Genomic DNA, 26,276 nt, shown 5'->3' on the forward strand with positions numbered 1-26,276 from the left:
GCGGCTCCGTGGTGCTGTTCAGCCAGCCTGCGTGCCGGCGGGAACCCGCAGGCCGGAGAGCCACTGAAGCGTGATGTCTGCGGCCTCGTTCCGCCATGCGGCGCTGGAAAAAGTGTGGGTTGCGCTGTCGATTGCGCGCCGGGTGACGCTCGGTCGCGCCAGCAGGTCCTGCCAGGCCGGGGTCTCCGCCAGGACGCGGAACTCCGCCGCCGTGATGTCCTGGCCACTGAGCAGCACCAGCACCGGCAGCGTGAAGGCGGCCAGGCTGCCGCGCATGCGCGCCACGAAATCACCGTCATCGTCGCCCGGTGCACCGGCAGCGCCGCGGCGGACATTCCCGGCGAGATCGCCGAGCACCCTGCCGGTACGCAGCCGTCCCGACAGCAGCTTGCGCCAGAAGTCGCGGCTCAGCAGGCGGTCGAGGTAGTAGTGGCGCAGGTAGGCGCGTGCCAGGCCGGCCTCCGAGCGTACCCAGGGATTGACCAGTGCCAGTCCGGCGATGCGGCTGTCACTGCCGGCGTAGAGCAGGGCCGCGGAGGCACCATCGCACAGGCCCCACAGCACCACGCGGCGCACCGCGGGGATGTGCTCGCACAGCGTGTCGACCGCGGCGGCGATGTCCGCCGAAATGTGCTCGAAGCCCGGGAATTCGCCGCCGCTGTCGCCCATGCCGCGGCAGTCGAAGCGCAGGACCGCGAAGCCTTCCTGCAGCAGGTGCCGGGCCAGCAGCGTGAACTGGCGATGGCTCCCTGTCCGGTACTGCGGTCCGCCGACGACGATCACCACGCCGAGTGCGCGCGGCGCAGCCGGCCTGCCGAGGATGCCGACCAGTTCCTCGCCCTGGCAGGCGAAGCGCACGGCCTGTTCGTCGCTCATGGGCATGCGGCCAGCAGCGGCAGGGTGCGTTGCACGATGCCGTGGCCCACCGTGATTTCCGCCGTGCTCCAGAACGGCGGGTCACGCTGCTGCAGCAGTTCGGCACGGCTGCCAGCGGTCTGCAGGGCGGCGACCAGGCTGACCGCTGCCGGGCGCATGGCGCCCGCCTCGTCGCCGGTCACCTCGATCCACGACAGCGGCGGCCACCCGGGCGGCGTGGGCGGCGCGAGCGCCGTGGCATCCAGCGCGTTCACCAGATCCGGAGCCAGCATGTAGCCGACCGCTTCCACCGCCTGGCCGGCCGCGAGCTGCCCGCGCAGCTGTGCCACCGAATCGCGGGTCCCGGGCTGCAGGTTCGCGGCGATCCGCGTGCGCAGCAGGTCGGTCACCACGGCTTTGCCGGTGAGGACCGGCTGCCAGAGCACCAGGCGCTGCACCTGCCCGAGGCCGCCGCGCAGCAGGTCCCAGGCGAGCAGGGCGCCCGCGCGGATCCCGACCAGCACGAGACTCGTGCAGTCCTGCTGTCGCAGCCAGTCGGCGGCGGCACGCAGGTCGTCGAGCCAGGCGTCCCAGCGGGCATCGGCGAAATCACCGGGGCTGTCGCCGGTACCGTGCAGGTCGGGGTAGATGGCGCAGGCGCCCTGGCTGGCTGCCGCGCCAGCCAGCAACCGCATGGTGCGGCGTGTGCGGTTCATCTCCTCGCCGAAGGCCGGGCAGACGAGCACACCCACGCGGGATGGCGTGGCGAAGGGCCTGGCCGCCAGCGCGAATATCCGCTGGCCGCGGGACGGCAGGAACAGGGGCAGGATGTCGGCTCGGCCAGTGACCTGGTTCGGCCCGGGCACTACTGCGTCACTTTGCTCTGCACGAACTCGACCAGCGAGCCGAAGGTGGCGAAGGTCTCGGCCGAGATCTCGTCATCGTCCACCACGAACCCGAACTGGTCCTCCAGCGCCGTGATGACGGTGACGACGGCCATCGAGTCCAGCTCGGGGAGGGCACCGAGCAGCGCAGAACCCTCTTCCAGCCGGGCTGCCCGTTCGCCCAGCTGCAGGGTGTCCCTCAGGATCGCGCGAAGCTGCTGATCCAGCATGTCGTGAATTCTCCGGTTTTCCAGTGCCACGGGTCCTGGGAGTGCCTGGGCGGACCCCGCGGGCGCAGGAATCTTATAGTAAAAACAGTGTTTCGCCCAATGAACGCCAGTATGCTGTGGTTCGCAGCCCGCCGTCCGTGCGTTGTTTAAAATATCCTGAAAACAGACCCGGCTAACCGGAATGCGCGCAGGCGTGTTCCTCGGGGGGCGGGGAAGTCCGGAAACCAGACCCTCCAGGCCGCACGCCCATGAGCGAACTCCTGCACCAGCTGATTATGTCGTCCGCCCTGCGCCACGGCACACGGCCCGCGCTGACCGACGCGGCGCGCACGGTGACCTACGAGGCGCTGGCGCTCGGCATCGGCAGCCTCGCCGCCGGGCTCGCCGGTGCCGGCATGCGCCGCACGACGCGCGTGGCGGTCTACCTGCCGAAGAGCCTGGAGGCCGTCGAGGCCTTTTTTGCGACCGCCATGGGCGGCGGTATCTTCGTGCCGGTCAACCCGCTGCTCAAGCCGCGCCAGGTGGCCTACATCCTGCAGGACTCGGGTGCCGAGCTGCTGATCACCTCGACGGACCGACTCTCCGCCCTGGCGGGCGAGCTGCGCGACTGCCCTGACCTGCGGACCGTGGTCACGGTCGAGGCCACGGCGGTGGATGCACCCCCGTCGCTGCGGGTGCTGTCCATGGCCGCGTTGCGGGCCGAGGCGCCGGCGCTCGCGGCACCGTGCATCGTCGACGAGGACATCGTCTCCATCTTCTACACCTCCGGCAGCACCGGCCGCCCCAAGGGCGTGGTGCTCAGCCACCGCAACATGGTCGCCGGCGCGCACAGCGTGGCGAGCTACCTGGAGAACCGGCCTGAGGACAGCATCCTCGCCGTGCTGCCGTTCAGCTTCGACTACGGGTTCAGCCAGCTGACCACCGCTTTCCACAGCGGGGCGCGGGCGGTGTTGCTGAACTACCTGCTGCCGAACGACGTGCTGCGCGCGGCGCAGCGCGAGCGCGTCACCGGACTCGCCGGCGTGCCGCCGCTGTGGATCCAGCTGGCTGCGCTGGAGTGGCCCGAGACGGTGCGCGAGCACCTTCGCTACATCACCAATTCGGGCGGCAAGCTTCCCGTCGCCACGATCCAGAAGCTGCGTCAGCGGTTGCCGTCCACCCGGCTGTACCTGATGTATGGCCTGACCGAGGCGTTCCGTTCGACGTATCTGCCACCCGAGCTGGCCGACCAGCGGCCGACCTCCATCGGCAAGGCGATTCCCAACGCGGAGATCCTCGTGGTGCGGCCCGATGGCACGGAATGCGGGCCGGATGAGCCGGGTGAACTGGTGCACCGCGGAGCGCTGGTAGCCAAGGGCTACTGGCGCGATCCGGATCGGACCCGCGAGCGCTTCCGGCCGGTGCCGGGCCAGCTGCCGGGCGTGCCGCTGACGGAGATGGCCGTCTGGTCCGGGGACACCGTGCAGCGCGATGCGGAGGGCTTCCTCTACTTCGTCGGCCGCCACGACGAGATGATCAAGACCTCGGGCTATCGCGTCAGCCCCACGGAGGTCGAGGAGGCCCTGTACGCCACGCAGATGGTGGCCGGTGCCGTGGCTTTCGGCATCGAGCATGCCAGCCTCGGGCAGAGCATCGCCGTGGTGGTGGAGGCTGCCGACGGCCATGCGCCCGACACCGAGCGCCTGCTCGCCGGGTGCCGCCAGGCCCTGCCGCCGTTCATGGTGCCGGCGACCGTGGTGTGGGAGACCGACCTGCCCCGCAATCCCAACGGCAAGCTGGATCGCAGCGGCATCATCGGCCGCCTGCGGCCGCAGCTCGAGGCAGCCCGTGATGCGGGCTAGCGAAGCGGCGCGCCACACGGCGCTGGACCGGCTGCAGTCACGCGACGGCCAGCTGCTGATCGGCGGCGAGACCGTGGGTGCCATCCTTGCGCGTGTGGGCCGCACGCCGTTCTATGCCTATGACCGCCAGGCCATCACCACGCGCGTGGCGCAGCTGCGCGCGGCACTGCCGGCCGACATGCACCTGCACTATGCCATCAAGGCCAATCCCATGACGGAGCTGGTGGCCCACATGGCCGGTCTCGTGGATGGCTTCGACGTCGCTTCCGCAGGCGAACTCCGCGTGGCGCTGGCAGCCGGGATGGCGCCGGAGCGCATCAGCTTCGCCGGCCCGGGCAAGGCGGCGGCGGAACTGGAAGCGGCGGTGGCCGCCGGCATCACGGTGCACGTCGAGTCGGAGCGTGAGATCGCCATCCTGCACCAGATCGGCGGCCGAGGCACGCGGCCGCGGCTGGCGATCCGCGTCAATCCCGCTTTCCAGCTGAAGACCGCCGGCATGAAGATGGGCGGAGGCGCTTCGCAGTTCGGCATCGATGCCGAGCGCGTTCCCGCGATCCTGCGCAGCCTCGACATCGGACGTGTGGAGTTCCGCGGCTTCCATATCTTCGCCGGATCGCAGAACCTCAGCGCGGCGGCCATCAGCGAGGCGCAGCTTCAGGCCGTGGCGCTGGCGGAGGAGCTGGCGGCGGATGCCCCGGCACCGGTCGCCGAACTCAACATCGGCGGCGGCCTGGGCATTCCCTACTTCCCCGGCGAGCAGCCGGTGGATCTCGCGGCCATCGGCAGCAGCCTCGCGCAGCTCGTGGTGCGGGCGCGCGGCAGCCTGCCGGGTACCCGGCTCATCATGGAACTCGGCCGCTACCTGGTGGGGGAGGCCGGCTACTATGTCTGCCGTGTCGTCGACCGCAAGGAATCGCGTGGCCGGATTTTCCTCGTGACCGATGGTGGACTGCATCACCACCTTTCCGCCAGCGGCAACTTCGGCCAGGTGATCCGCAAGAATTATCCCGTCGTCATCGCCAGCCGGATGGGTCAGCCCGCCGGGGAAACCGCCTCGGTGGTCGGGCCCCTGTGCACGCCGCTCGACCTGCTCGCCGATGGCATGCGGTTTCCGCCGGCCGGTCCCGGTGACCTCGTGGCCGTGCTCCAGTCCGGCGCCTATGGCTTCACGGCCAGTCCGCTTGGTTTTCTCAGCCATCCGGAGCCGCTGGAGATCCTGGTCTAGCCGCATGCCGGCTGGCCAGGCATTCCCCGGCGTCCGCCACGGATCCGCGGGCGGGGTGGGCGCATGAAGGGCGCGCTGTTCATCGTCTTCCACTGGCCGCCGTTCAGCGGCAGCAGCGGCGTGCATCGCAGCCTGCGCTTCACCAAGTACCTGCCCGAACAGGGCTGGACGCCGCTGGTGCTGAGCGCCAGCCCGCGCGCCTTTCCCACGCGCGGCGACGACCTGCTGGGGGAGATCACCCCGGGCACGGTGGTGCGGCGCGCCTTTGCGCTGGATGCCGCGCGGCACCTCGCCGTTCGCGGCCGCTACCTGCGCGCCACGGCGCTGCCGGACCGCTGGGTGTCGTGGTGGCTGCCGGCGGTGGCAACCGGCCTGCAGATGATCCGCCGGCACCGGCCGGCGGTGATCTACGCTACCTATCCCATCGCCACCGCACACCTGATCGGCATCACGCTCGCGCGACTCTCGGGCCTGCCACTGGTCGCCGATTACCGCGACGCCATGGTCACCGCGGACATGCCGGCGGATCCGGTGGTGCGCCGTGCCTACCAGCGGATCGAGCAACGGGTCATGGCGGGCGCCGGGGCGGCCATCTTCACCACGCCGCGCAGCCTGGAGCTGTACCGGCAACGTTATCCCGCGCTGCCGCCCGGCAAGATGCACTGCATCCGCAACGGTTACGACGAAGGTGATTTCTCCGCCTTCCCGGCGGACAGCGCGCGCCCGCCCGGACGGCGCCTGCGCCTGCTCCACAGCGGCCTGTTGCGACTCGACGAGCGCGACCCGCGGCCCTTCCTCGCTGCCCTGGGGGATTGTCTCGGCGACGGGCGCCTGCGGCGCGACGAAGTCGAAGTGGTGTTCCGGGCGACGGGCGATGACGAGGGACACCGCCGCCTGGTGGCGGAGGCGGGCCTGGGCGACGTGGTGCGCATCGAGCCGCCCCTGCCTTACGCGGCCGCGTTGCGCGAGATGGCGGATGCCGACGTGCTGCTGGTATTCCAGGACCGGTTCTGCAACCACCTGGTGCCGGCGAAACTCTACGAGTACATCCGCACCGGCCGGCCGGTGCTCGCGCTCACCGACCGGCTCGGCGAAACCGCCGAACTGGTCGAGGAATCCGCTGCCGGACGGGTCCTCGACCTGGCCTCGCGTGAAGAAATCGCCGCCGCCTTGCCGGGATTCCTCGCCGATGTCCGGCGCGGGACCGCACCCCACGCCACGCTCGCGCAGGCGGAGCGCTATTCGCGGCGGGCGCAGACGGCCGAGCTGGCAGCCGTGTTCGCGCGCCTGGCCGGGACCATGGGATGAACGCGGAGCACCCGTCTCGCGGGTACCGTGCAGCCAGGACGGCCCTGCTGGTCGGTGCGCCGTTGCTGGTCCTGGCGGCAATCTGGGTCCCGGAGGTCCGCCATCATCATCTGGCGACTCCGGCGCCTGCCGCTGGCGTGAATGAGACCCTGCGTTCGCAGCCGGCGGATGCGGTGCTGGCGCGCCTCGACGAGCTGCGCTACGGCGCCGATGCGGCGGGGGCGGCCGAGCGCGTGGCGCGGGCCGGGGAGATCCTGCAGGGGCAGTACCGTGCCCTGAGCGGCGCGATCCTGCCGCTGGATCTCGAGCCGGATGATGCCGGACTGGAGCAGGGCAGCCCGGCCGCCCAGCTGGAGATCGCCTCGCTGGCGCCGGCCGATACCCTGCTGGCGGCCTATCGCCTGACTGGCGAGGAGCGCTATTACGCCGCCGCGCTGCGCTCCGTGCTCGCATGGGGCCGCTACGAGCGTGCGGCATGGTTGCCTCGCGGCTTCCTCTGGAACGACCACGCCGTTGCCGCGAGGATTCCGGTGCTGGCGTCGCTGTGGCGCCAGTACCGTCACCATCCGGGCTACCGGCCGGAAGTCGCCGCCGAGCTCCTCGGTTTCGTGTCGCGTACCACGGCACGCCTGGCGAGCGCGGATCACTACACCGCCAGGACCAATCACGGCGTGATGCAGGACCTGGCCCTGCTGCACGCGGCAGCGGCCTTTCCGGCGCTGGACGGCACGGCCAGGCAGACCCGGCTGGCGCTCGGGCGCCTGCAGGCGCATCTTGCCTACTACGTGGCGCCCGGTGGCGCGGTGCTCGAGCACTCGGGTTACTACCAGGACTTCGCCATCGAGTTGCTTGGCACGGCAGTTTCCTACCTGGATATCCTGGAGATCCCGGTGCCGGCGACGCTGGAGCAGCGCCATGCTGCCGCCGAGTGCCGCCAGCGACGCCTGACGCGGCCGGACGGCTCCATCCCGGCCTACGGCGACAGCTGGAGCGCACGACGGACCGCCGCGGCGCTGGCAGCCGCGGCCGCAGTCCGCTGTCCGCTGACGAGCGGCCCGCTCCTCGATACGGACTTCGGCTATGCGGCGGTGGACGATTTCGGTGCCGCCGGCCAGCAGCTGTTCGTCACCTGGGCGAACTTCCCGGGACGTGCCCACAAGCATGACGACGACCTGGCGCTGTGGCTCTGGGCGGATGGCGCGGACTGGTGGAGCGCTTCCGGCTACTGGCCCTATGGCGATCCACTCAGGGACGAGGCCACTTCCTGGCGTGGCAGCAATGCACCACACGGCGTCGGCGAAGGTCCGGGACGGGGCAGCAGCAGCGTGCTGCGCGGCCAGGTACTGGACGGCAGCGTGCGTCTCGTCGATCTCGAGCGCAGCGTTGCGGACGGGCGTGCGTACCGGCGCCAGGTGGCTGCCATCCGTGGTGCCGGCGTCTTCATCATCGATACGGCGACCGGACGGCAGGACCGCTTCGAGTCGGTGTGGACCATGTCGCCCTCCATGGTCCTGCACGAAGCGGGTCCCGGCCGTTTCCGCATCACGCGGGCCGGCGACGGTGCCGCTGCTCTTGCGGCGGGTTTCACCGGTGACAGTGGTTTCTCGGTGAGGCGCTTCCGGGGCTCCAGCCAGCCCTTTGCCGGGCTGGTGGCTGTCGACGGCTCGATCCTGCCTGCCGATGCGGTGGAAATCTCGGCGCCGACGGGCGGCTGGACACTGGCCGCCTGGAACGCCACCCGGACAGGGGTTGCCGCGCCACTCGATGCCCACATGCTGCGCTGGTCCGGCCCGGAGCAGTGGGTGCTGAGCGTGGAGACGCCGGAGGGCCGAATCGAGCTCGCCCGGAACGGTGGCGGGCTCACGGTGAGGCTGCCCGGGCTTCCACCGCAGCCCATCGTGGTGCATCCCGCGCCCGCCTCACGCCCGCTGCTGGCCAGCGCCGAGGCGCAGTTCGCCGAGGCCGCGCGCCGCTACCCGCCGTTCCGCGATCTCGTTGCCTACCGCTGGCAAGCCAGCCTGGCCGTTGGCGTGCTGGCGCTGCTGCAATTTCCGGCCATCCGGCTCGCTGCCCGTGCTGGCCTGCAACGCCGCTTCTCATGGCCGCTTGTGACGCTCGGCTGGGCCGTGCTCGGTGGCTGGCTGTACTATAGCTATCTCGTCTGACCGCTGCCGCAGGCCAGGAAACGCAGCATGTGCAAGTCCAACTACACGAGATCGGCACGCGCCAGGATGCTGGCAGCTGTCACCGCCATGGGGCTGGCGGCGGCCACGGTGGCCACATCCATCCAGGGCGCGCCCATTGCCAACCGCGGGGATTCGCTGCGTGCGGTGTGCGGCAACCCCTTCGAGAACGGCGTGGGGCCCTGGGACTACAACAACAGCGAAGAACGGACGAATCCGCAGAAGATTCCCATCGTCGAGCAGTTCCACCTCACGCGCGAGGTGGAGAGCCTGGAGCGTGGATCCACCGGCGCCTACGCGCTCGGTGACCTCGACTACACGCTGCGGGCGGTTCCCAACCACCCGCGGGCCCTCAACGCCGTCGCCCGGTACGACGTGGAGAAGGGCGGCATTCCGCCGAACTTCCGCTCCGCGGAATGCTGGTTCGACCGGGCCATGCGCTTCCGGCCCGAGGATGGCACCGTGTACCTGCTGTACGGCAACTACATGGCGCGCAAGGACCGGCTCGACGATGCGCTGGAATCCTACCAGCTGGCGAAGAAGCTGCTTCCGGACAGCATCGAGGTGGACTACAACCTCGGGCTGCTGTACTTCCGCCTCGGCGACTATGCGAAGGCGCAGGCGGCCGCGCGCACGGCCTACGCCGGCAACTATCCGCTGCAGGGACTCAGGAAGAAGCTCGCGGAGAAGGGGCTGGCCGTCGATCCCTAGGCTTCAGCCGGGAACGCCGGCTGCCAGGCTGATCTTCGGGCCGTGGAAGGCCTCGGCATGGCCGTCCGGGGCATTGCATTCGATGCCGCGCAGGCGCATCAGCGCATTGAAGGTCTCGGCGGACCACCACTGCTTGTCCTGCTGGGACGGGAAGTGCCGCAGGATCAGCTCCACTTTCCGCAGCCGCAGCGCGTCGTCCAGCGGCACGAAGACATTGGGCCGCCCGAGGTCGCCGTCGTACTTCGGGATCTCGTACTCCAGCACCAGGTGGTTGCGGAAGCTGTTCCAGGTGAGTTCGCCGAGCACCCGGTGGTCCTGGTGGAAGTCCCCGCGGTGGTGGGTCAGCACCAGGTCGGGCTCGACCGCCTTCAATTCCTCGAAGAACGGCTTGATGGCGGCGGTCTCGCCGGGAAAGTAACTGTTGCGGAAATCCTTGATGATCACCTGGTGAGGGCCGGCACCGAGGAAGGCGGCGGCGCTGGCCCGCGCTTCGGCGGCGCGCACGGCACCGGAGCTGAACACGACCCAGTGCACGACCAGCCGTGGATTGGCGGCCAGCAGGGCCAGCACCGTGCCGCCGCAGCCGATCTCGATGTCATCGCAGTGGGCACCGATGCACAGCAGGCGACGCAGGCCGCCGGAGGGTTGCAGGGACAGCTGCCGCATGGCTACCGGGCCCGGTTCTCGCGCCAGACTTCCCACGGCGTGTTGCCCTGGCCGTGCATGCGGTCGTAGGTGATCTTGTCCTTGAAGGTGTCCATGGACTTCCAGAAGCCCTCGTAGCGGTAGGCGAACAGCCGCTGCTCGGCGATCAGGCGCTGGAATGGCGCCTCCACCAGCTCCTCGCGCTCGCGCATGTAGTCGAATATGGAACGACGCAGCGCCAGGTAGCCGCCGTTGATCCAGACATCGGAGCCCTCCACGGTACCCATGGCGGTCACCATGCCGTCGGCGCCGAAGCGCGCGGTATGGAAACTCTGCGATGGGCGCACCGCGACGAAGCCGGCAACCGCGCCACTGGCCTGGAAGCGCGACAGGTATTCCGGCAGTGGCAGGTCGGAGAGCTGGTCGCCGTAGTTGGCGAGGAACATCTCGTCATCGCCGAGGTAATGGCGCACCGCAGCCAGGCGCTGGCCGATGTTGGAGTGCAAGCCGGTCTCGGCGAAGGTGATGGACCAGTCGTCGATGTCGCTGGCCGCCGGTTCCATCTGCCGGCCGCCCTTGCGCATGACGAAATCGGCGGACTGGTAGGGGTCGTAGTTGCGGAAGAAATCCTTGATGAGGTCGCCACGGTAACCGAGGCAGAGGATGAAGTCCTTGTGCCCGTGGTGGGCGTAGAACTTCATCAGGTGCCAGAGGATGGGCCGGTAACCGATGCCCACCAGCGGCTTGGGGATGGTGTCGGAGTGTTCGCGGAGCCGGGTGCCCAGGCCGCCGCAAAAAATGACTACTTTCATGATCGGACTGCCCCGGAATGGTGCTTGGAATGCTCGGGAGCCACCGGCGAGGCCCGGGCCGCGGCAGGACAATACCATACCGCTGCAGTGCCGGAAGCCGCCTGGTTCACAGCAGGCGGTGTGCCGCCTGGGGCAGGATCCGGGCTTCCGGGATGCCGGCCGCTGCGTGCGCCACCCGGCCGTTATGTGGAAAGCGCGGCTCGCGGCATGAGACGCATTCACTGGTACGCGGCCTGCAGCAGGCCTATAATTTTTTGCGTTTCGCATTCCCGGGCGTTCCGCATGGACGCGCCTGCCCAAGAACCAGCAACGAGAACAAGGGCCCTGATCCACTTGCCTTCGCTGACCGGCCACACCGCGTGAACCCGATCCGTCGCCTGACACAGCGCCTGGCCAATCCGCTGCTGGTCCTCCTGCCGGCGGATGCCCTGGTGGCTTTTGGCGCGCTGTTCGCCGGTGCCTGGATCCGCTTCGGGCTGGACATGGCCAGGGCGGCGCAGACCCTGGGTCCGCTCACGCCTCGGGCGATCAGCTTTGCCGCCTGCATCGTCATCGGGCTGACGACCATGGGTCTGTATCGTGCCCGCCAGCGGCCGACGACCATGGAGAGCATCGCCCGCGTCCTTGTCGGCGTCGGCATCGGCGGCTTCGGCCATGTGCTGTTCTTCTACCTGTTTCCGGAGCACAACACCGGCCGGCTCACCCTGGCCATCGCCATGGTGTTCGGTTTCATCGCCATCAGCCTGGTGCGGGTGCTGCTGCTGCACTTCCTCGACAACAACCCGGCCAAGCGCCGGGTACTGCTGATGGGATCCGGCCGGGTCGCTGCCAAGGTCGGACTGCTGCGCAGGCGCTCGGACCGCCGCCGCTTCGAAGTCGTGGGCTTCGTGCCGGGAAGCGCCGCCGAGCGCGAGTTCGCCGAGCGAAACGGCATGGGGCCGCTGGTCGCACCGGATGTCGATCTCGCGCAGCTGCGCTTCGACGAGGTCGTCGTCGCCCTCGATGACCGCCGCGGCATGTTCCCCACCGCGCAGTTGCTGCGCCATCGCTACATCGGCATCCCGGTGCGCGACATCGTCGATTTCCTCGAGCAGGAGACCGGCAAGATCGACCTGGACGTGCTGCATCCCGGCTGGCTGATCTTCGCCAGCAGCGGCCACAGCCGCTGGGGCTTCCGCGTCATGAAGCGACTGGTGGATATCGGTATCGGTACGGTCATGCTCGCCCTGGCCTCGCCGCTGCTGGCGCTGGCCGTGGTGGCCATCCGCATCGAGGAAGGCCGTGGTGCGCCCCTGCTGTATCGCCAGCGGCGTGTGGGCCGGGGTGGCCGGGTGTTCGACCTGCTCAAATTCCGCAGCATGCGCCTGGATGCGGAGAAGGGCGGGCCGATGTGGGCCTCGCGGCAGGGAGACGAGCGCGTGACCCGCACCGGTGCCCTGATGCGGCGCTTCCGCATCGACGAACTGCCGCAGCTGGTCAACGTCATCCGTGGCGAGATGAGCATCGTCGGACCGCGGCCGGAGCGACCCGAGTTCGTCGAGAAGCTCAGCCCGCACCTGCCGCTCTACGACTACCGCCACTGCGTGCGGCCAGGCCTCACCGGCTGGGCGCAGCTCAACTTTCCCTACGGCGCCTCGGTCGAGGATGCGAACGAGAAGCTGAAGTACGATCTCTTCTACATCAAGAACACCAGTACCCTGTTCGACCTCTTCATCCTCCTGCAGACGCTCGAGGTGGTCATCTGGGGTCGTGGTACCAGCATGGCCGGCCCCCGCGGCAGCGAGACGCGCGACGTCAAGCCGCCCCCGGGCCCGGCGCAGATGCACCTGTTCAGCACGCGCAAGCGCGATGTCGCGTGATGGCCGGATGCCCCGGAGTCAATCGATCGACAGGCGCGTAGCTCAGCGGTAGAGCGCTGCTGCAACACGGCAGAGGTCGGAGGTTCAAATCCTACCCGCGCCTACCATCCTTCAGCCCGCGACCACCGCGTCGCGGGTCAGGATGGCAGCTTGAGGATTCCGGTCTTGCGCCGGCGGGCGGTGTGCTCCGTGTCATCCTGTACTTGCGGCAGCGCCACCGTCATGCCGGTGTCGCTGGTCGCTGGCGAATCCGGCACGGCCGCCAGCGGCGCTGCCGGCGAATCGCGGCCCGCTGCCCGGTCGCTGTAGAAGACGACGTCCACCTGGCCGAAGCTGATGACATCCCCGGTGCGCAGCAGGGCGCGGGGCCTGCGCTTGCGATTCACCAGGATGCCGTTCTTGCTGTTGAGGTCCTCGACGACGTAGATGCCGCCGATGCAGTCGACCAGGGCGTGGCGACGGCTGACTTCCTTGTCGATGACCACCAGGTCATTGGCGTTGCTGCGGCCGATGACGAAGGGAAACTTGCCGGCCTGCACCTGCTCGACGAACTGGCCATCCTTGTAGACCATCAGCATGACCCGGTTCTGGCGCCCGCCACGCGCGACTGCTGCCTGGCCGTCCGCTGCCGCGGCGGCCTGCGCGCCCTGGCGCTCCTCGAACCACTGCCAGCGCAGTTCGTGGACCACCTCGTCGATGACATCGAGGGTGACTTTGGGCAGGTTTTCCACCATGCAGGCCGTCAGCGCCGTATCGCACAGCGTGTTGATCAGCCGCGGAATGCCCTGGGTCAGGCGGTGCACGTCCTTCACCGCGTCTGGCTCGAAGATGGCGTCGATCTCGCCGCCGGCGATGGCGAGGCGATGGCGCAGGTACTCCAGCGTTTCCTCCTCGTTGAGCGCATCGAGCCGCTGGCGCAGGCGTGCGCGCTGACGCAGCTGGGTGAGCCCGGGGGCGTCGAGCAGGTCGTCCAGGTTCGGCTGGCCGGTGAGCACGATGCTGATGATCTTGCGGTCGGCCGTGTCGATGCAGGAGAGCAGCCGCAGTTCCTCCAGCGCCGGTCCGCTGAGGTTCTGGGCCTCGTCGACGATGATGACGACGTGCTTGCCTTCCTCGTGCTTCCTGAGGAAGAAGGCGCGCAGCGTGTCGAGCAGCAGCACCTTCTTCTTCTTGTAGATCGGCATGCCGAACTCCGACAGCAGGGCCTGCAGGAGCTCGATGTGCGAGAGGGTGGTATGGGTGAGCTTGGCGGTGACGAAATCCGGCCCGAGTTCCTCCAGCACCGTATTGAGGATGGTGGTCTTGCCGATACCGATCTCGCCGGTGATGATCACGAAGCTGTCGCGATTCATCAGCGCGAACTTCATGTTGGCCACCGCACGGGAGTGCTGGGCCGTCATGAAGATGAAACGCGGATCGGGCGCCAGGTCGAACGGCCTGCAGGTCAGTCCAAAATGCTGCTCGTACATGGGGCAGGGGCTCTCGCTGGGCGGATGTGGCTGCGCGAAATATGTTATTACAACCGGCCGCTTCCGGCGCGCACGCAGTTCGCTTATTATGTCGACCCCTGCGGGGCCGGGCCGCGCATCCGCAGTCCGGGGCCACACGCAGCGCAGCGGGCGATTAGCTCAGCGGGAGAGCGCTCCCTTCACACGGGAGAGGTCGAAGGTTCGATCCCTTCATCGCCCACCAGTCCCTCACCAGGCGATGCCCTCGTAGGCCGCCGCCAGCTCGCCGGTCTTCAGGCGCACCAGGTCGATGACCGTCTGCCGCGGCGACAGCCGGCCGACGATGCCGGCGAACTCCTCGCCGCCGTTGCCGACGACGACGATTTCGGCGAAATCGACCAGCTCGTCCGCGGTGTCGACCAGCAGCCTCGCAATGTGCGGGATGTGGGTCAGGATGTACTCGCGGTTGGCACCGAGCAGGCGCGACAGGCTGACGTTGCGGTCATAGGCGCGGATCTCGTAGCCCTTGCCGATCAGCCGCTCGGCGACATCCACCATGGGGCTGTGGCGCAGGTCATCGGTGCCGGCCTTGAAGCTCAGGCCGAGGATGCCGATGCGTTTGCGGCCGTGGCGCAGGATCATCTCCAGGGCCCGCTCGACGTGCAGGCGGTTGCTGGGCATCAGCGACTGCAGCAGCGGCAGCTCCAGGTCCAGACGCGCGGACTCGTAGGACAGCGCCGACACATCTTTCGGCAGGCAGGAGCCGCCGAAGGCGAAACCGGGCTTGAGGTAATTCGGCGAGATGTTGAGCTTGCGGTCCTGCAGGAAGATGTCCATGACGGCGTGGCTGTCGATGCCGAGGCGCTTGCAGATGGCGCCAACCTCGTTGCCGAAGGTCACCTTCACGGCATGCCAGACGTTGTCGACGTACTTCACCATCTCGGCGGTCTCGATGGCGGTGCTGATCAGCGGCGCCGGCAGGGCGGCGTACAGGCTGGCTAGCAGCGCGCCGCTTTTCTCGTCCGCCATGCCGATGACGGTCTTCGGCGGGTTGTCGTAGTCGAAGATGGCGGTGCCCTCGCGGAGGAACTCCGGATTGTTGCAGACGCCGAAATCGCGTCCTGCCCGCAGGCCGGAAGCGGATTCCAGCGTCGGGATCACCGTGCCGCGCATGGTGCCTGGCAGGATGGTGCTGCGTATCACCACCGTGTGGTAGGCCGCCTTGTCCTTCAGGCAGCGGCCGATCTCCTCGCACACCGCCCGGACGTAGCGCAGGTTCAGGCTGCCGTTGCCCTCGGATGGCGTGCCGACGCAGACCAGCGAGAGCTCGCTGGCGGCAATGGCGCTGCGGGCATCGGCCACGGCCCTGAGCCGGCCCCCGGCCACGGCATCGCGGATCAGGTCCTCGAGTCCCTTCTCGACAATGGGTGAATGGCCGGCGTTGATGAGACCGAGCTTGGTCTCGTTGGGATCCACGCCGATGACATCGTGGCCGTCGCGCGCCAGGCAGGCGGCGGAGACCGCACCGACGTAGCCGAGGCCGAAAACGCTGATTCTCATGTGCTGACCGATCAGTGGCTGCCCAGTCCGGTGAACTGGAGGTAGAGATAGAGGCGATGGTTGGCGACGGAGTAGGTGAGTCCCCGCGTCTGCTCGTCATCCGTGAACGTGTACTGGCCGCGCAGCGACCACCTGCGGTTCAGGCGCCGCGTCAGCGAGGCCTCCACCGAGTAGTAGTCCCGGCTGAAGCGGTTCGACAGCGCACCGCCGCGGCTGGCGACGGCATCCTGCTTCGAATACCGGGCGCCGAGGCGGCCTGAGAGCAGCGGCGAGAAGTCCTTGGTGAGAAAGGCGCTGGCCTGGTCGAGGGTGACCTGGGAACCGTCCGAGTTGGGCTCGATGGACCGCGACAGCCGGAACTCCGTGGTGATGGTCTTCCCGGCACGCTGCCGGTAGTAGACCTGGCCGAGGAAGTTGTCGTCGGTGCCCTCCATGGTGCAGAGAACGAAGCTGTTCTGCGCCGGGTCCAGGCAGGGCAGGGGTCCGGCGGGCGTGGAGATGAACGGCAGCCCGCTGATCTTCACCTCGCTGCGCGATGCGCCCGCGGTGAGGCCCAGGGTGGCGGCGGGCGTGAGGGCGAACTCGTAGCCCGCGGACAGGCCGTAGGTGAGCGTGTCGTTCTCGACCGGACTGCCGGGGCGCGTTGCCTCGAAGCTGCTGACGTTGGCGCTGAGGCTGATGGTGCTCTGCTGGTCGAGCGAGCGGTCCCAGGACAGTTCCGCCGAACCGGCGGTGTAGTCGGTGCGGAAGCTGAACTCCGCCTCGGTGTAGGTGACATCGTCGTAGTTGATGCTGATGCCGATGATGTCCCTGGGGCTGGCCTGGTAGCGGAACGAGGGTGCGAGGTACCAGCGCTCCTGGTATTCGGTGCGGCGGTTGGTGGTGTCGATGCCCGGCCGCGGCGGGTTGTTGGGATCGGTGCCGACGATGATGCTGTCGCGGGTGGAAATGCGCGAGGCGCCGCCACTCAGGCTGCCGAAGGCCCGCTGCCAGGATTCCGATACCGTTGCCGGCAGGATGTAGTTGAGGTAGCTGTCGTCGCGGTACTGGTCCTCGGTGCCCGAATAGATGGCGCCCTGCAGCTCCGGCCTCATGGTGATGCGCGTGGTTCCGGATTCGCCGGTGATGTTCAGGTAGGCCGTGCCACTGGTGACGTAGCCATCGTCCTCCTGGTCGCTGTTGGAGGTGCCGCCGGGGTTGGTCTCGTAACCGGCACCGGCCGAGACCGAGGGCACGTACTCCCAGGTGACGGCCTGGCTGGCTGCCGGCAGCAGCGCGAGCACCACGGCCGGCAGCCAGCCGGCCGTGCGGTAGCCACGCGAGCCGGCTGCTGCCACGGCTGTCAGGGCACGACCACCGTATCGCCGGCGCGCAGCACGATGTTCTGGTCGAGCTTGCGGCCTTCCTGCACCTCGCTGTAGCGGAACGGGATGGCGATCTGCGCACCGTCCGCGCCACGGCGCAGGATCCTGACGTCATCCTGCTTGGCGAACGGCGTGGTGCCGCCGGCCATGCTGATCGCCTGCATGACGTCCACCGCCCGGGTGATGACGAATTCGCCCGGCCGCGTGACCTGGCCCAGCACGTAGATCTTGTTGCCTTCGAGCTTCAGCGTGCTCACCGTGACGACGACATCCGGGATCAGCTTGCCGAGCTTTGCGGCGAGTTCCTGGCGGATCTCCTCCACCGTCTTGCCCTCGGCGGCGACGTCGCCGGCCAGCGGGAAGGCGAAGTGGCCGTCGGGATTGACCAGCAACTGCATCTGCAGATCGGGCTCCTTCCAGACCGAGACCTGGAGGATGTCGCCCGGATTGATGCGGTAGGGGTCGCGGGCCGGCGGGGTGTCGGCTGCCGAGGCGCCGAAGGCCATGGCCAGCATCACGAGCAGTGCGGTACCGTGCGCGAGCCGGTTGAGCGTCGTCTTGTCGAGCATGCAGGAACTCCCGATTTCTTGTGGTCCGGGGTGCCATTGGATCGGCAACCGGCCCGGACGCATCTGGTCATGCCAGCGAGGCCGGACAGATGACCGCGTTTTCTTAAGCCAGAGTTAAGGCAGGCGCGGAACCATCTTGCCCGGGAGGCAAGCCACGGCGTCAGCCCCCCGCCTTGCGACATATTCTGGCGTGCCGGCCCGGTGGAAGGCCGTGCGCCACATCGCAGAACGCAGGATATCATTAACCGATACTTCAGTTTCCGATACAACGTTTTACGGCTGCTTCCGCAGAAACACAACGAGCCGGACGACCGGACGCCAACATGACCGACCTCCTGGCCAGCGCCCTGGGTTGCGCCCTGACCGCGGCACTCATCTTCGTGCTGCGGCCGGTCGCCATGAGCGTGGGCCTGGTGGACGTGCCGGACGCCCGCAAGAGCCACCAGGGCCCCATCCCGCTGGTCGGCGGACTCGCCATCTTCGCCAGCGTGCTCGCCGCATCGCTGGTACCCGGCCTCACCGGGCTGTCGATCGCCGCTCCCGAGGACCTGAGCTTCGTGGTGGCGGGGCTGATCCTCGTCGGTGTCGGGCTGGTGGATGACTTCATCGAGCTCTCGCCCGCATCGCGCTTCCTCGCGCAGGCGCTGGCGACACTGGCCATGGTCTATGGCGCCAGGGTGGTGCTGGCGGACCTCGGTGCGATGACGCCCTCGGGTGCGATGCTGGAACTCGGGCTGGCTGCCATGCCGTTCACCCTGTTCGCGACCGTGGGCGTAATCAACGCCCTGAACATGTGCGATGGCCTCGACGGGCTGAGCGGCAGCCAGGCGCTGGTTTCGCTGGCCGGCTTCGGGCTGGCGCTGGTGCTGTGGGGCCCGGACGGCAATGCCGGCCTGCTGATGGTGATGGCCGGAGGCATCGTCGGCTTCCTGCTGTTCAACCTGCGCCTGCCGGGGCGGGCCCGTGCCTCGATATTCCTCGGTGATGCCGGCAGCATGTTCCTGGGCTTCGCGCTCACCTGGTTCGCCATCTCGCTGTCGCAGGGACCTGACCGGGTCATCAAGCCTGCCGCCGCGCTCTGGTTCATCATGGTTCCCGTCATGGACGCCGTGGCGATGATGCTGCGCCGGGTGGTGCGCGGGCGCTCGCCGTTCTCGCCGGATCGCGAGCACCTGCACCACATCTTCCTGCTGGCCGGCTTCAGCGTGAACCAGACAGTGGCCATCATGGCGCTGCTGGGCGCAGCCGGCGTGGCCGTGGGCCTGCTGGGCACCTGGCTCGGCGTGCCGGACCTGCTGCTGGCCGGTGCCTTCCTGCTGGCGGGCATGCTCTACTTCTGGATGATCATGCACTCATGGCGCGTCATGCGTTTCCTGCGCCGCTCGATTTGCCGGCGGCGCAGCCTGATGGCGGACCGGCGCTCGAACGTCGATCGCCGCCAGTCGGCCGGGCATGGTTACGCGGGGCCGGAACGGCGCTCCGGCGTGGAGCGCCGCCAGGCGCTGCCACGCCGTGCGGGAGACATGGAGCGCAACCGTGCCTGCCTGCCGCCCCAGCGCAAGCTGCCCGAGTCGCGCCTGCCTCAGGAGGCGGCCGCGGCGCGCCTGGGCTCGCTGCACGGGTCAGGTGTCGGCTGAGCCGGATCGGCCGGCCGCTGTCTCGATCCACGCGGCGGTCGCCACCATGCGCGGCAGCCGCCTGATGCGGCCCTGCAGGCCTTCGGCCAGCGCGGCAGGGCAGTTGTCGCCATGTGCCCGCACGCGGAAGCCGCCGCGATCCGCATCGAGGATGATGGCCACGTCCTGGAAATCGATGAAGCGGCGTACCAGCGGCCAGAGCGCCTTGTAGACCGCCTCCTTGGCACTGAAGAGCAGCAGCGCTTCGGCAGCCGCGGCGGTGGCATTGGCCGGCAGGCGCCGGGTTTCCTCCGGACGGCACACCGTGGCGATCAGCCCTGGATCCAGGGCCTCCGCGGCTTCGATGTCGAGGCCCAGCGCAGCGAGCATCGAGCTGCGTGCTGCAGCGGCCACCGCCAGGCCGCCGGCGTGGGAGATGCTGCCGACGATGCCCGCGGGCCAGCAGGGTTCGCGCCGGGCGCCAACGGCAACGGCGACGGGCGGCAGGCCCAGGCTGCGCAGGGCGCGCCGGGCACAGGCGCGACCCAGCCGGAACTCGGCCAGGCGCGCCGGCGCGAAACCGGCCGCGGCCGCGGCTTCCTCCGGGAAGAGGAACTCGCCGGCTGCCAGGGTCCGCGATCCGGCGCAGGCAACGCTGGCCGGGAAGAGGCCGTCGAAGTCCTCGCGTCCTGCCGCCTGCGGCCCATTCCTGTCCATGCGCTGAGTCTGCCAAGTCGCGGGCGCGCCTGCCAACGACAGGGGCGCTTCGCCGGGGACCCAAGTAGAATCGCGGCCCTGTCCCGTCCAGCGGCCGAACCATGCGCGTCAAGACCCGATTTGCTCCCAGCCCGACCGGTTATCTCCACATTGGTGGCGTGCGCACGGCGCTGTTCTCGTGGCTGTTTGCCCGCCATCACGGCGGTGCATTCGTGCTGCGCATCGAGGATACCGACAGCGAGCGCTCCACAGAGGCCTCGATCCAGGCCATCCTCAGCGGCATGGCGTGGGTCGGACTGGACCATGACGAGGGCCCGTTCTTCCAGACCGAGCGCCTTGCGCGCTATGCCGAGGTCGCGGCAGGCATGCTGGCAAGCGGTAGCGCCTACCGCTGCTACTGCTCGCGCGAGGAACTCGAGGCGATGCGTGCCGCGCAGGTGGCCCGCGGCGAGAATCCGCGCTACGACGGCCGCTGCCGCGACCGCCGCGCGCCGGTGCCCGGCGTCGATCCGGTGATCCGCCTGCGCAGCCCCCGCGAGGGAACCGTCACCGTGCACGACCTGGTGCGCGGCGACGTCAGCTTCGACAACGCCGAGCTCGACGACGTCATCCTCATGCGTTCCGACGGTGTGCCGACCTTCCACTTCGGCGTGGTGGTGGACGACGCCGACATGGAGATCACCCACGTCATCCGCGGTGACGATCATCTGAACAACACGCCACGGCACATCCACATCCAGCAGGCGCTCGGCGTGCCCGTTCCGGCCTACGCGCACCTGCCCATGATCCTCGGTGCCGACGGCGCGCGGCTGTCCAAGCGCCATGGCGCGGTGAATGTCCTCGAGTACCGCGATCGCGGCTACCTTGCCGATGCGCTGCTGAACTACCTGGTGCGCCTCGGCTGGTCCCATGGCGACCAGGAGATATTCAGCCGCCAGCAGATGATCGAGCTGTTCGACATCGCCGCCGTGAACAGCGCGGCGTCACGCTTCAACCCGGACAAGCTCGCCTGGCTCAACCAGCAGTACATCCTCGCCCGCGACCGCGGGCAGCTCGCCGCCGAGCTCGGCGCATTCATGGCGCTGCGCGGCCTGCCGCACGATGCAGGCCCGCCGCTGGCCGCGGTGGTGGATGCGTATCGCGAGCGGGCGGTGACCCTTGAGGACATGGTCCAGGCGAGTGCCTACGTATTCAACGATTTTGCGGACATCGACGCGAAGGCCGCGCGCCAGCACCTGAAGGCGGCCGCGGTGCCGGTACTCGCCCAGGTCCTCGAGCGGCTCGAGGCTCTGCCCGGGTGGCAGCGCGAGGCCATCCACGAGGTGCTGCAGGCGGTTGCCGCGGCGCTAGGCATCGGCTTCGGCAAGGTTGGCCAGCCGCTGCGCGTGGCGGTCACCGGCGGCACCGTGTCGCCACCCATCGACGTGACGCTGGAAGTGATCGGGCGCGAGCGCGTGCTGCGGCGCCTGCGCCACGCGTTGCAGCTCGCGCAGGCGCAACCGCCGGTTTCTTGACAGGCCTCAGGGGCTTGCGTACAGTCCGCTGCCGCGTGGGGCTATAGCTCAGCTGGGAGAGCGCTTGCATGGCATGCAAGAGGTCGGCGGTTCGATCCCGCCTAGCTCCACCAGTCCACCGCCGCCGCCTGCGCATCGTCCCCATCGTCTAGAGGCCTAGGACATCGCCCTTTCACGGCGGTAACCGGGGTTCGAATCCCCGTGGGGACGCCATCACGCGCCTCCGCCGTGAGCCGCGTCTTGGACGGCTCTTCCCGCATTCATTTATGATTCAGCGGGTTGTCGTGTCACGGGCCGGTGCATCTCCGGCACCGACCGGACGAGGAAGCGCGCTTGTCCCTGGTGTTGAACCAGTCCTGGAGTTACTGGGCCGCAGCCGTTGCCTATGCACTGCTGCTGGCCTACGTGCTGGTGGCGGGCGGACGCGGGTTGCTGCGCTGGCACCTGCTGGCCGTGGCCGCGACCGGCGCCGCCTGGGGCGGCCTGCTGGCGGAGCGGGTGGGCCTGCCGTTTGCCTCCCACCTGGACCCCGTGGTGCTCCTCGCCGAGCTGGCCTGTTTGGGCAGCTGGTACCTGCTGCTCAATCGCCTGCTTCGCGGGCCTTACAAGCGTTCCATGCCGGAGATGGTGCGACGCGGGCTGGCGCTGCTCTGGCTGGGGCTGGCTGCGCTGGGGGCGGCGGCCTGCTGGCAGTGGTTCGCACGGACTGACGAGGGCTGGGTCTCCGGCGTCTTCAGCGGCATCGTCCTGACGGGCGCCCTGGTCTGCATGGCACTGGCGGCGCAGCTCAGCCGCGATGCCCCGGTGGAAGGCCGCCCGGCGCTGGGCATGCTGGTGGCCGCGGCTGCCCTGGCGGCAGGAGCGCAGGTGGTGGCCATGACGCTGGCCCTGCTCGGTTCGTACACGCCGTCGGACATCCAGGTGGCACGCGCGCTGGCGATGGCAGCCACCGCGGTGCTGCTCGCCCGCGCCGTATACCTGCAGCCGCAATGGTCGCTGGCGATATTCGTCTCGCCGCAGGCGCGCACCTACATGCCGCGTTTCATGGCCATGGCGGGCGTCCTGGCGATCCTCCTCGCCGTGCTGCCCTACAGCCGTTCGCTGGAGCCGACGGCTGCGCACCCGCTGGGGCTGCTGCTGATCGGCCTGAGCGGATCGCCGGTGGTGGCGCTGCTGTTCTCGCAGAGCCTCAGTGCCCGCGCCCGCGTGTTCCTCAGCAAGCACTTCCTGCCGTTCCGCTATGACTACCGCGAGGAGTGGCTGCGCCTGATCGACACGCTGGCATCGCCGGACCAGCCGCTGCCGCTTCCCGAGCGGTCGATCAAGGCGGTGGCGCAGATCGTCGGCAGTCCGGCCGGGTTGCTGTGGATGCGGCGCGAGACGGACGGGTCGTACGTCTGCGTGGCCGGCTGGAACACCAAGATGTGGTCCAACGAGCGGGTGCCTGCCGACAACCCGGCCATCAGCTTCATGTACGAGCGCCAGTGGATCCTCGACACCGCGGAGCTGGCCCGCAGCCCGGCCATGTACAACGGCCTGCGGCGCCCCGCCTGGCTCGAGCAGTTCCCCGATGCGTTGCTGCTCGTGCCCCTGATCAGCAACCAGCAGCTGATCGGCTTCATGCTGCTGCTGCAGTCGAGCTCGGCCTTCAGGCTGACCTTCGAGGAGATCGACCTGCTGCGTACCTCGGGGCGCCAGGTGGCGGCGCACCTCGCGCAGTACGAAGCCGACCAGCGGCTGGCCGAGGCCAAGCAGTTTGAGGCCTTCAACCGCCTCACCGCGTTCCTGATGCACGACCTGAAGAACCTGATCGCGCAGCAGTCCCTGGTGGTGAAGAACGCGGCGCGCCACAAGGGCAATCCGGCCTTCGTCGAGGATGCCATCGCCACCATCGACAACTCCGTGGCGCGGATGAGCAAGCTGCTGCAGCAGCTGCAGAGCGGGGAGGCGGGCGGCCGGCGCAGCCGCGTGCGCATCGCCAGCGCGCTGCAGGAGGCCGTGGAACGCTGTCGCGTGCGCGGGCCCGAGCCGCGGATCCTCGAGGCCGACGAGCGCCTGCACGCGCAGATCGACCGGGACCGCTTCACCATGGTTGCGGCGCACCTGATCCGCAACGCGCAGGAGGCCACGGGCGAGCAGGGTACGGTGGAATTGCGGGCGGTGCGTGCCGGCGGCCACGCGGTCATCAGCATTCGTGACGACGGCTGCGGCATGGATGCGGACTTCATCCGCACGCGCCTGTTCAGGCCCTTCGACTCGACCAAGGGCAGCAAGGGCATGGGGATCGGCGCCTACCAGGCCCGCAGCCTGGTGGTGGATTCCGGCGGCACGCTCGACGTCGAGTCGGAACCCGGGCGCGGCACCTGTATTACCATCCGCCTGCCGCTGGCCGAGGCGGTCGAGGCCCAGGGCTGAGAAACAGGGAGGTCGGGTGAGCGAACAACGGCGACGGTTGCTGGTGGTGGAGGATGACAGGGGCCTGCAGAGCCAGCTGCGCTGGTGCTTCGAGGACTACGAGGTGCTGGTGGCGGAGGATCGCGAGTCGGCGCTGGCGCAGCTGCGCCGCCACGAGCCGGCCGTGGTGCTGCAGGACCTCGGCCTGCCACCGGATGCGGAGGGCGTCTCCGAGGGCTTCGCCACCCTCGAGCAGATCCTCGGCCTGGCACCGGCCACCAAGGTCATCGTCGTCACCGGCCACGGCGACCAGCAAAACGCCGTGAAGGCCGTCGGCCTCGGCGCCTATGACTTCTACCAGAAGCCGGTCGACACCGAAGTCCTGCAGCTGATCGTCAATCGCGCCTACCAGATCCACGAGCTGGAGCTGGAGAACCAGCGCCTGGCGCGGCAGCAGGGTGCCTCGCCGCTGGATGGCATCGTCGCCGGCAGCGAGAAGATGCTGCAGGTCTGCCGCATCGTCGAAAAGGTGGCGCCGACCAATGCCACCACGCTGGTGCTGGGGGAAAGCGGCACCGGCAAGGAGCTGATGGCGCGCGCCGTCCATGCCCTGAGCCCGCGGGCCCGCAAGGCCTTCGTCGCCATCAACTGCGCGGCCATCCCCGAGACGCTGCTGGAGAGCGAGCTGTTCGGCTACGAGAAGGGCGCCTTCACCGGTGCGGTCAAGCAGACGCCGGGAAAGATCGAGACCGCCGATGGTGGCACCCTGTTCCTCGACGAGATCGGCGACATGCCGCTGTCACTGCAGGCCAAGCTGCTGCGCTTCCTGCAGGAGCGGGTGGTGGAGCGGGTCGGCGGACGCGAGGAAATACCCGTCGACGTGCGCGTGGTCTGCGCCACCAACCAGGACCTCGACGCCGGCATCCGCGAGAGCCGCTTCCGGCAGGACCTCTACTACCGCATCAGCGAGATCACCATCCGCCTGCCGCCGCTGCGCGAGCGGGAGGCGGGAAAGCTGGTGCTGGCGCGCATCCTGCTGGAGAAGGCCGTGGCCCAGCACGGACGACGCATCAGCGGCTTCAGCGCCGATGCGCAGCACGCCATCGACAAGTATTCCTGGCCGGGCAACGTGCGCGAGCTGGAGAACAAGATCAAGGGTGCGGTGATCATGGCCGAGGGCAAGCAGGTCACCGCCGCCGACCTCGGCCTGGAAGCCATCGATGCCAGCGCGCCGAACTTGAACCTGCGCGAGGTGCGGCGCGAGGCCGAGACCCGCGCCATCCGCCGCGCCATGGCGCTGTGCGATGCCAATGTGTCGCAGGCCGCCAGGCTGCTGGGCATCACCCGGCCGACACTCTACGACCTGCTGCAGAAGTACGGCATCCAGGTCGGTGGCGAGCGGCCGGAGGGGGCGGCCGGCGCCTAGGTCGCGGGCGTCACCAGCAGGCGCTTCTCCCAGGCGAGAGCGGTGTGCACGATGGCGTCGATGTCATCGTGCGCCGGCTGCCAGCCGAGGGTCGAGCGGATGCGGTCGGCGACGGCCACCAGCACCGGCGGATCGCCTGGCCGGCGCGGTCCCTCGCGCACCGGCAGCCGCTGGCCGCTCGCACGCTCCACGGCCGCCAGCAGTTCGCGCACGCTGTAGCCGTGGCCGTAGCCGCAGTTGAGGGTGGTGGAACCGCCACCGCCACGCAGGTAATCAAGGGCGCGGATGTGCGCGGAGGCCAGGTCCTCCACGTGGATGTAGTCGCGCACGCCGGTGCCATCCGGTGTCTCGTAGTCGGTGCCGAAGACCGAGACGAACGGCCGCTTGCCCACGGCCACCTCGCAGGCCACCTTGGTGAGCAGGGTGGCATGGCGGGTGGACTGGCCGATGGCGCCACCGGGATGGGCTCCGGCGACGTTGAAATAGCGCAGCGTGACGTGGCGCAGTGCCGAAGCCCGCGACAGGTCGCGCAGCATCCACTCCGTCATCAGCTTCGAGGAGCCGTAGGGGTTGATGGGTGCGGTAGGGCCATCCTCGGCGGCGCGGCCGCCCGGCGGGATGCCGTACACCGCCGCGGTCGAGGAGAAGATCACGTGGGCGACGCCATGCCGGCTGGCGCAGTCGAGCAGTCGCTGGCTGGAGCAGGTGTTGTTGCCGTAGTACTTGAGCGGGTCGCTCACCGATTCCGGCACGATCGTGTGCGCGGCGAAGTGCATGATCGTGTCGACGTCGTGGTCCCGCAGCAGGCGAGCGACGAGCGCGCTGTCGCCGGTGTCGCCTTCGACCAGCGTGCCATGGGTCACGGCCGAGCGGAAGCCGGTGGACAGGTTGTCGAGAACCACGATGCGCTCGCCGGCGACGCCGAGCTGGCGGACCACGTGGCTGCCGATGTACCCCGCGCCGCCGGTGACGAGAATGCCTCTGCCTTGCATGGTTGCGGAACCCGGAGCCGATGTCTGGTGGAAGTGCGGGCGATTATAGGGCGCATGCCGGCGGCCCTGCCCGGTCCTGCCTCACAGCTTGACCCCCGGCCGGGCGCTGGGCGACCATCCGCG

General features: G+C 69.0%; 21 protein-coding genes and 4 tRNA genes. 14 read left to right on the plus strand and 11 right to left on the minus strand.

The genetic code is table 11. The annotated features are described in order from the left end of the window. Positions 1–18: 18 nt before the first annotated feature. From HRU81_03695 to HRU81_03705, 3 genes are read right to left on the minus strand one after another with little or no spacing between them, the layout of a single operon-like run. On the minus strand, positions 19–882 hold the full coding sequence (locus HRU81_03695; protein ID QOJ31275.1) for a hydrolase 1, exosortase A system-associated: 864 nt from the start codon (positions 880–882) through the stop codon (positions 19–21). Further along, on the minus strand, positions 873–1,721 hold the full coding sequence (locus HRU81_03700; GenBank protein QOJ31276.1) for a hydrolase 2, exosortase A system-associated: 849 nt from the start codon (positions 1,719–1,721) through the stop codon (positions 873–875). The genes HRU81_03695 and HRU81_03700 overlap by 10 nt, the downstream gene beginning before the upstream one ends. Then, on the minus strand, positions 1,721–1,969 hold the full coding sequence (locus HRU81_03705) for an acyl carrier protein (GenBank protein QOJ31277.1): 249 nt from the start codon (positions 1,967–1,969) through the stop codon (positions 1,721–1,723). The genes HRU81_03700 and HRU81_03705 overlap by 1 nt, the downstream gene beginning before the upstream one ends. A gap of 248 nt (positions 1,970–2,217) precedes the next feature. On the opposite strand from HRU81_03705, the gene HRU81_03710 reads away from it, so the two are divergent. The 5 genes from HRU81_03710 to HRU81_03730 all read left to right on the plus strand — a co-directional run bounded on the left by HRU81_03710 (position 2,218) and on the right by HRU81_03730 (position 9,237). Continuing rightward, on the plus strand, positions 2,218–3,810 hold the full coding sequence (locus HRU81_03710) for an acyl-CoA ligase (AMP-forming), exosortase A system-associated (GenBank protein ID QOJ31278.1): 1,593 nt from the start codon (positions 2,218–2,220) through the stop codon (positions 3,808–3,810). Continuing rightward, complete coding sequence (locus HRU81_03715) at positions 3,800–5,035, plus strand: pyridoxal-dependent decarboxylase, exosortase A system-associated (protein QOJ31279.1); 1,236 nt, start codon at positions 3,800–3,802, stop codon at positions 5,033–5,035. Before HRU81_03710 ends, HRU81_03715 begins: the two co-directional genes overlap by 11 nt. A gap of 63 nt (positions 5,036–5,098) precedes the next feature. Continuing rightward, a complete protein-coding gene (locus HRU81_03720; GenBank protein ID QOJ31280.1) occupies positions 5,099–6,343 on the plus strand; it encodes a glycosyltransferase in 1,245 nt (414 codons plus the stop codon). After that, the gene (locus HRU81_03725; GenBank protein ID QOJ31281.1) at positions 6,340–8,508 is read left to right on the plus strand and encodes a heparinase II/III family protein; all 2,169 of its coding nucleotides are present in this window, start codon (positions 6,340–6,342) and stop codon (positions 8,506–8,508) included. The genes HRU81_03720 and HRU81_03725 overlap by 4 nt, the downstream gene beginning before the upstream one ends. Positions 8,509–8,535: 27 nt before the next feature. Further along, entirely contained in the window at positions 8,536–9,237 is a 702-nt protein-coding gene (locus HRU81_03730; GenBank protein ID QOJ31282.1) for a hypothetical protein, read from the plus strand. A 3-nt stretch (positions 9,238–9,240) separates the two neighbouring features. On the opposite strand, the gene HRU81_03735 is transcribed toward HRU81_03730, so the two are convergent. Together HRU81_03735 and HRU81_03740 are read right to left on the minus strand one after the other, a co-directional pair. Further along, the gene (locus HRU81_03735; protein QOJ31283.1) at positions 9,241–9,903 is read right to left on the minus strand and encodes a PIG-L family deacetylase; all 663 of its coding nucleotides are present in this window, start codon (positions 9,901–9,903) and stop codon (positions 9,241–9,243) included. A 2-nt stretch (positions 9,904–9,905) separates the two neighbouring features. Next, positions 9,906–10,694, minus strand: a complete 789-nt coding sequence (locus tag HRU81_03740; protein ID QOJ31284.1) for a glucose-1-phosphate cytidylyltransferase — start codon at positions 10,692–10,694, stop codon at positions 9,906–9,908. 359 nt (positions 10,695–11,053) lie between these two features. Between HRU81_03740 and HRU81_03745 the strand changes: the two genes are divergently transcribed. Further along, on the plus strand, positions 11,054–12,553 hold the full coding sequence (locus HRU81_03745; protein ID QOJ31285.1) for a TIGR03013 family PEP-CTERM/XrtA system glycosyltransferase: 1,500 nt from the start codon (positions 11,054–11,056) through the stop codon (positions 12,551–12,553). A 31-nt stretch (positions 12,554–12,584) separates the two neighbouring features. Next, positions 12,585–12,660 (plus strand) — tRNA-Leu (locus HRU81_03750). A 30-nt stretch (positions 12,661–12,690) separates the two neighbouring features. Here HRU81_03750 and HRU81_03755 read toward each other — a convergent pair. Next, positions 12,691–14,022, minus strand: coding sequence for an AAA family ATPase (locus tag HRU81_03755; GenBank protein ID QOJ31286.1), 1,332 nt, complete (start codon positions 14,020–14,022; stop codon positions 12,691–12,693). Between the two features lie 148 nt (positions 14,023–14,170). Between HRU81_03755 and HRU81_03760 the strand changes: the two genes are divergently transcribed. Continuing rightward, a tRNA-Val gene (locus HRU81_03760) sits at positions 14,171–14,245 on the plus strand. A 5-nt stretch (positions 14,246–14,250) separates the two neighbouring features. Here HRU81_03760 and HRU81_03765 read toward each other — a convergent pair. The 3 genes from HRU81_03765 to HRU81_03775 are packed head-to-tail and all read right to left on the minus strand — an operon-like array spanning position 14,251 to position 17,494. Next, positions 14,251–15,561: a UDP-glucose/GDP-mannose dehydrogenase family protein gene (locus tag HRU81_03765; protein QOJ31287.1), complete on the minus strand. Its 1,311-nt coding sequence runs from the start codon at positions 15,559–15,561 to the stop codon at positions 14,251–14,253. A gap of 11 nt (positions 15,562–15,572) precedes the next feature. Beyond that, complete coding sequence (locus HRU81_03770; protein ID QOJ31288.1) at positions 15,573–16,898, minus strand: hypothetical protein; 1,326 nt, start codon at positions 16,896–16,898, stop codon at positions 15,573–15,575. Between the two features lie 5 nt (positions 16,899–16,903). Continuing rightward, positions 16,904–17,494: a polysaccharide biosynthesis/export family protein gene (locus HRU81_03775; GenBank protein QOJ31289.1), complete on the minus strand. Its 591-nt coding sequence runs from the start codon at positions 17,492–17,494 to the stop codon at positions 16,904–16,906. Positions 17,495–17,817: 323 nt separating this feature from the next. On the opposite strand from HRU81_03775, the gene HRU81_03780 reads away from it, so the two are divergent. Then, positions 17,818–19,131: an undecaprenyl/decaprenyl-phosphate alpha-N-acetylglucosaminyl 1-phosphate transferase gene (locus HRU81_03780; GenBank protein QOJ31290.1), complete on the plus strand. Its 1,314-nt coding sequence runs from the start codon at positions 17,818–17,820 to the stop codon at positions 19,129–19,131. On the opposite strand, the gene HRU81_03785 is transcribed toward HRU81_03780, so the two are convergent. Continuing rightward, on the minus strand, positions 19,117–19,827 hold the full coding sequence (locus HRU81_03785) for a 4'-phosphopantetheinyl transferase superfamily protein (protein ID QOJ31291.1): 711 nt from the start codon (positions 19,825–19,827) through the stop codon (positions 19,117–19,119). The two genes, HRU81_03780 and HRU81_03785, sit on opposite strands and share 15 nt — an antisense overlap. A gap of 101 nt (positions 19,828–19,928) precedes the next feature. Here HRU81_03785 and gltX point away from each other — a divergent pair, with 101 nt between their 5' ends. The 5 genes from gltX (at position 19,929) to prsR (ending at position 25,161) form a co-directional block, all read left to right on the plus strand. Next, positions 19,929–21,341: a glutamate--tRNA ligase gene (gltX, locus tag HRU81_03790; protein ID QOJ31292.1), complete on the plus strand. Its 1,413-nt coding sequence runs from the start codon at positions 19,929–19,931 to the stop codon at positions 21,339–21,341. Between the two features lie 37 nt (positions 21,342–21,378). Further along, positions 21,379–21,454, plus strand: a tRNA-Ala gene (locus HRU81_03795). A 24-nt stretch (positions 21,455–21,478) separates the two neighbouring features. Next, a tRNA-Glu gene (locus HRU81_03800) sits at positions 21,479–21,554 on the plus strand. 120 nt (positions 21,555–21,674) lie between these two features. Continuing rightward, the gene (gene prsK / locus HRU81_03805; protein QOJ31293.1) at positions 21,675–23,756 is read left to right on the plus strand and encodes a PEP-CTERM system histidine kinase PrsK; all 2,082 of its coding nucleotides are present in this window, start codon (positions 21,675–21,677) and stop codon (positions 23,754–23,756) included. Between the two features lie 16 nt (positions 23,757–23,772). After that, entirely contained in the window at positions 23,773–25,161 is a 1,389-nt protein-coding gene (prsR, locus tag HRU81_03810) for a PEP-CTERM-box response regulator transcription factor (protein QOJ31294.1), read from the plus strand. Here prsR and galE read toward each other — a convergent pair. After that, positions 25,158–26,153 (minus strand): UDP-glucose 4-epimerase GalE, encoded by a 996-nt coding sequence (gene galE / locus HRU81_03815; GenBank protein QOJ31295.1) that lies wholly within the window; start codon positions 26,151–26,153, stop codon positions 25,158–25,160. The genes prsR and galE overlap by 4 nt on opposite strands. Between the last annotated feature and the right edge of the window lie 123 nt (positions 26,154–26,276).

The sequence above is a fragment of the Gammaproteobacteria bacterium genome, from assembly GCA_015709695.1.
Classification (GTDB): domain Bacteria; phylum Pseudomonadota; class Gammaproteobacteria; order Steroidobacterales.

What these genes read in the sequence shown, in the direction of transcription:
- HRU81_03705 (QOJ31277.1), bottom strand. Translation starts at nt 1,969, where the DNA reads ATGCTGGATCAGCAGCTTCGCGCGATCCTGAGGGACACCCTGCAGCTG.
- galE (QOJ31295.1), bottom strand. Translation starts at nt 26,153, where the DNA reads ATGCAAGGCAGAGGCATTCTCGTCACCGGCGGCGCGGGGTACATCGGC.
- HRU81_03775 (QOJ31289.1), bottom strand. Translation starts at nt 17,494, where the DNA reads ATGCTCGACAAGACGACGCTCAACCGGCTCGCGCACGGTACCGCACTG.
- HRU81_03720 (QOJ31280.1), top strand. Translation starts at nt 5,099, where the DNA reads ATGAAGGGCGCGCTGTTCATCGTCTTCCACTGGCCGCCGTTCAGCGGC.
- HRU81_03710 (QOJ31278.1), top strand. Translation starts at nt 2,218, where the DNA reads ATGAGCGAACTCCTGCACCAGCTGATTATGTCGTCCGCCCTGCGCCAC.
- HRU81_03715 (QOJ31279.1), top strand. Translation starts at nt 3,800, where the DNA reads ATGCGGGCTAGCGAAGCGGCGCGCCACACGGCGCTGGACCGGCTGCAG.
- HRU81_03730 (QOJ31282.1), top strand. Translation starts at nt 8,536, where the DNA reads ATGTGCAAGTCCAACTACACGAGATCGGCACGCGCCAGGATGCTGGCA.
- HRU81_03740 (QOJ31284.1), bottom strand. Translation starts at nt 10,694, where the DNA reads ATGAAAGTAGTCATTTTTTGCGGCGGCCTGGGCACCCGGCTCCGCGAA.
- HRU81_03765 (QOJ31287.1), bottom strand. Translation starts at nt 15,561, where the DNA reads ATGAGAATCAGCGTTTTCGGCCTCGGCTACGTCGGTGCGGTCTCCGCC.
- HRU81_03785 (QOJ31291.1), bottom strand. Translation starts at nt 19,827, where the DNA reads ATGGACAGGAATGGGCCGCAGGCGGCAGGACGCGAGGACTTCGACGGC.
- HRU81_03725 (QOJ31281.1), top strand. Translation starts at nt 6,340, where the DNA reads ATGAACGCGGAGCACCCGTCTCGCGGGTACCGTGCAGCCAGGACGGCC.
- HRU81_03735 (QOJ31283.1), bottom strand. Translation starts at nt 9,903, where the DNA reads ATGCGGCAGCTGTCCCTGCAACCCTCCGGCGGCCTGCGTCGCCTGCTG.
- HRU81_03695 (QOJ31275.1), bottom strand. Translation starts at nt 882, where the DNA reads ATGCCCATGAGCGACGAACAGGCCGTGCGCTTCGCCTGCCAGGGCGAG.
- gltX (QOJ31292.1), top strand. Translation starts at nt 19,929, where the DNA reads ATGCGCGTCAAGACCCGATTTGCTCCCAGCCCGACCGGTTATCTCCAC.
- HRU81_03755 (QOJ31286.1), bottom strand. Translation starts at nt 14,022, where the DNA reads ATGTACGAGCAGCATTTTGGACTGACCTGCAGGCCGTTCGACCTGGCG.
- HRU81_03780 (QOJ31290.1), top strand. Translation starts at nt 17,818, where the DNA reads ATGACCGACCTCCTGGCCAGCGCCCTGGGTTGCGCCCTGACCGCGGCA.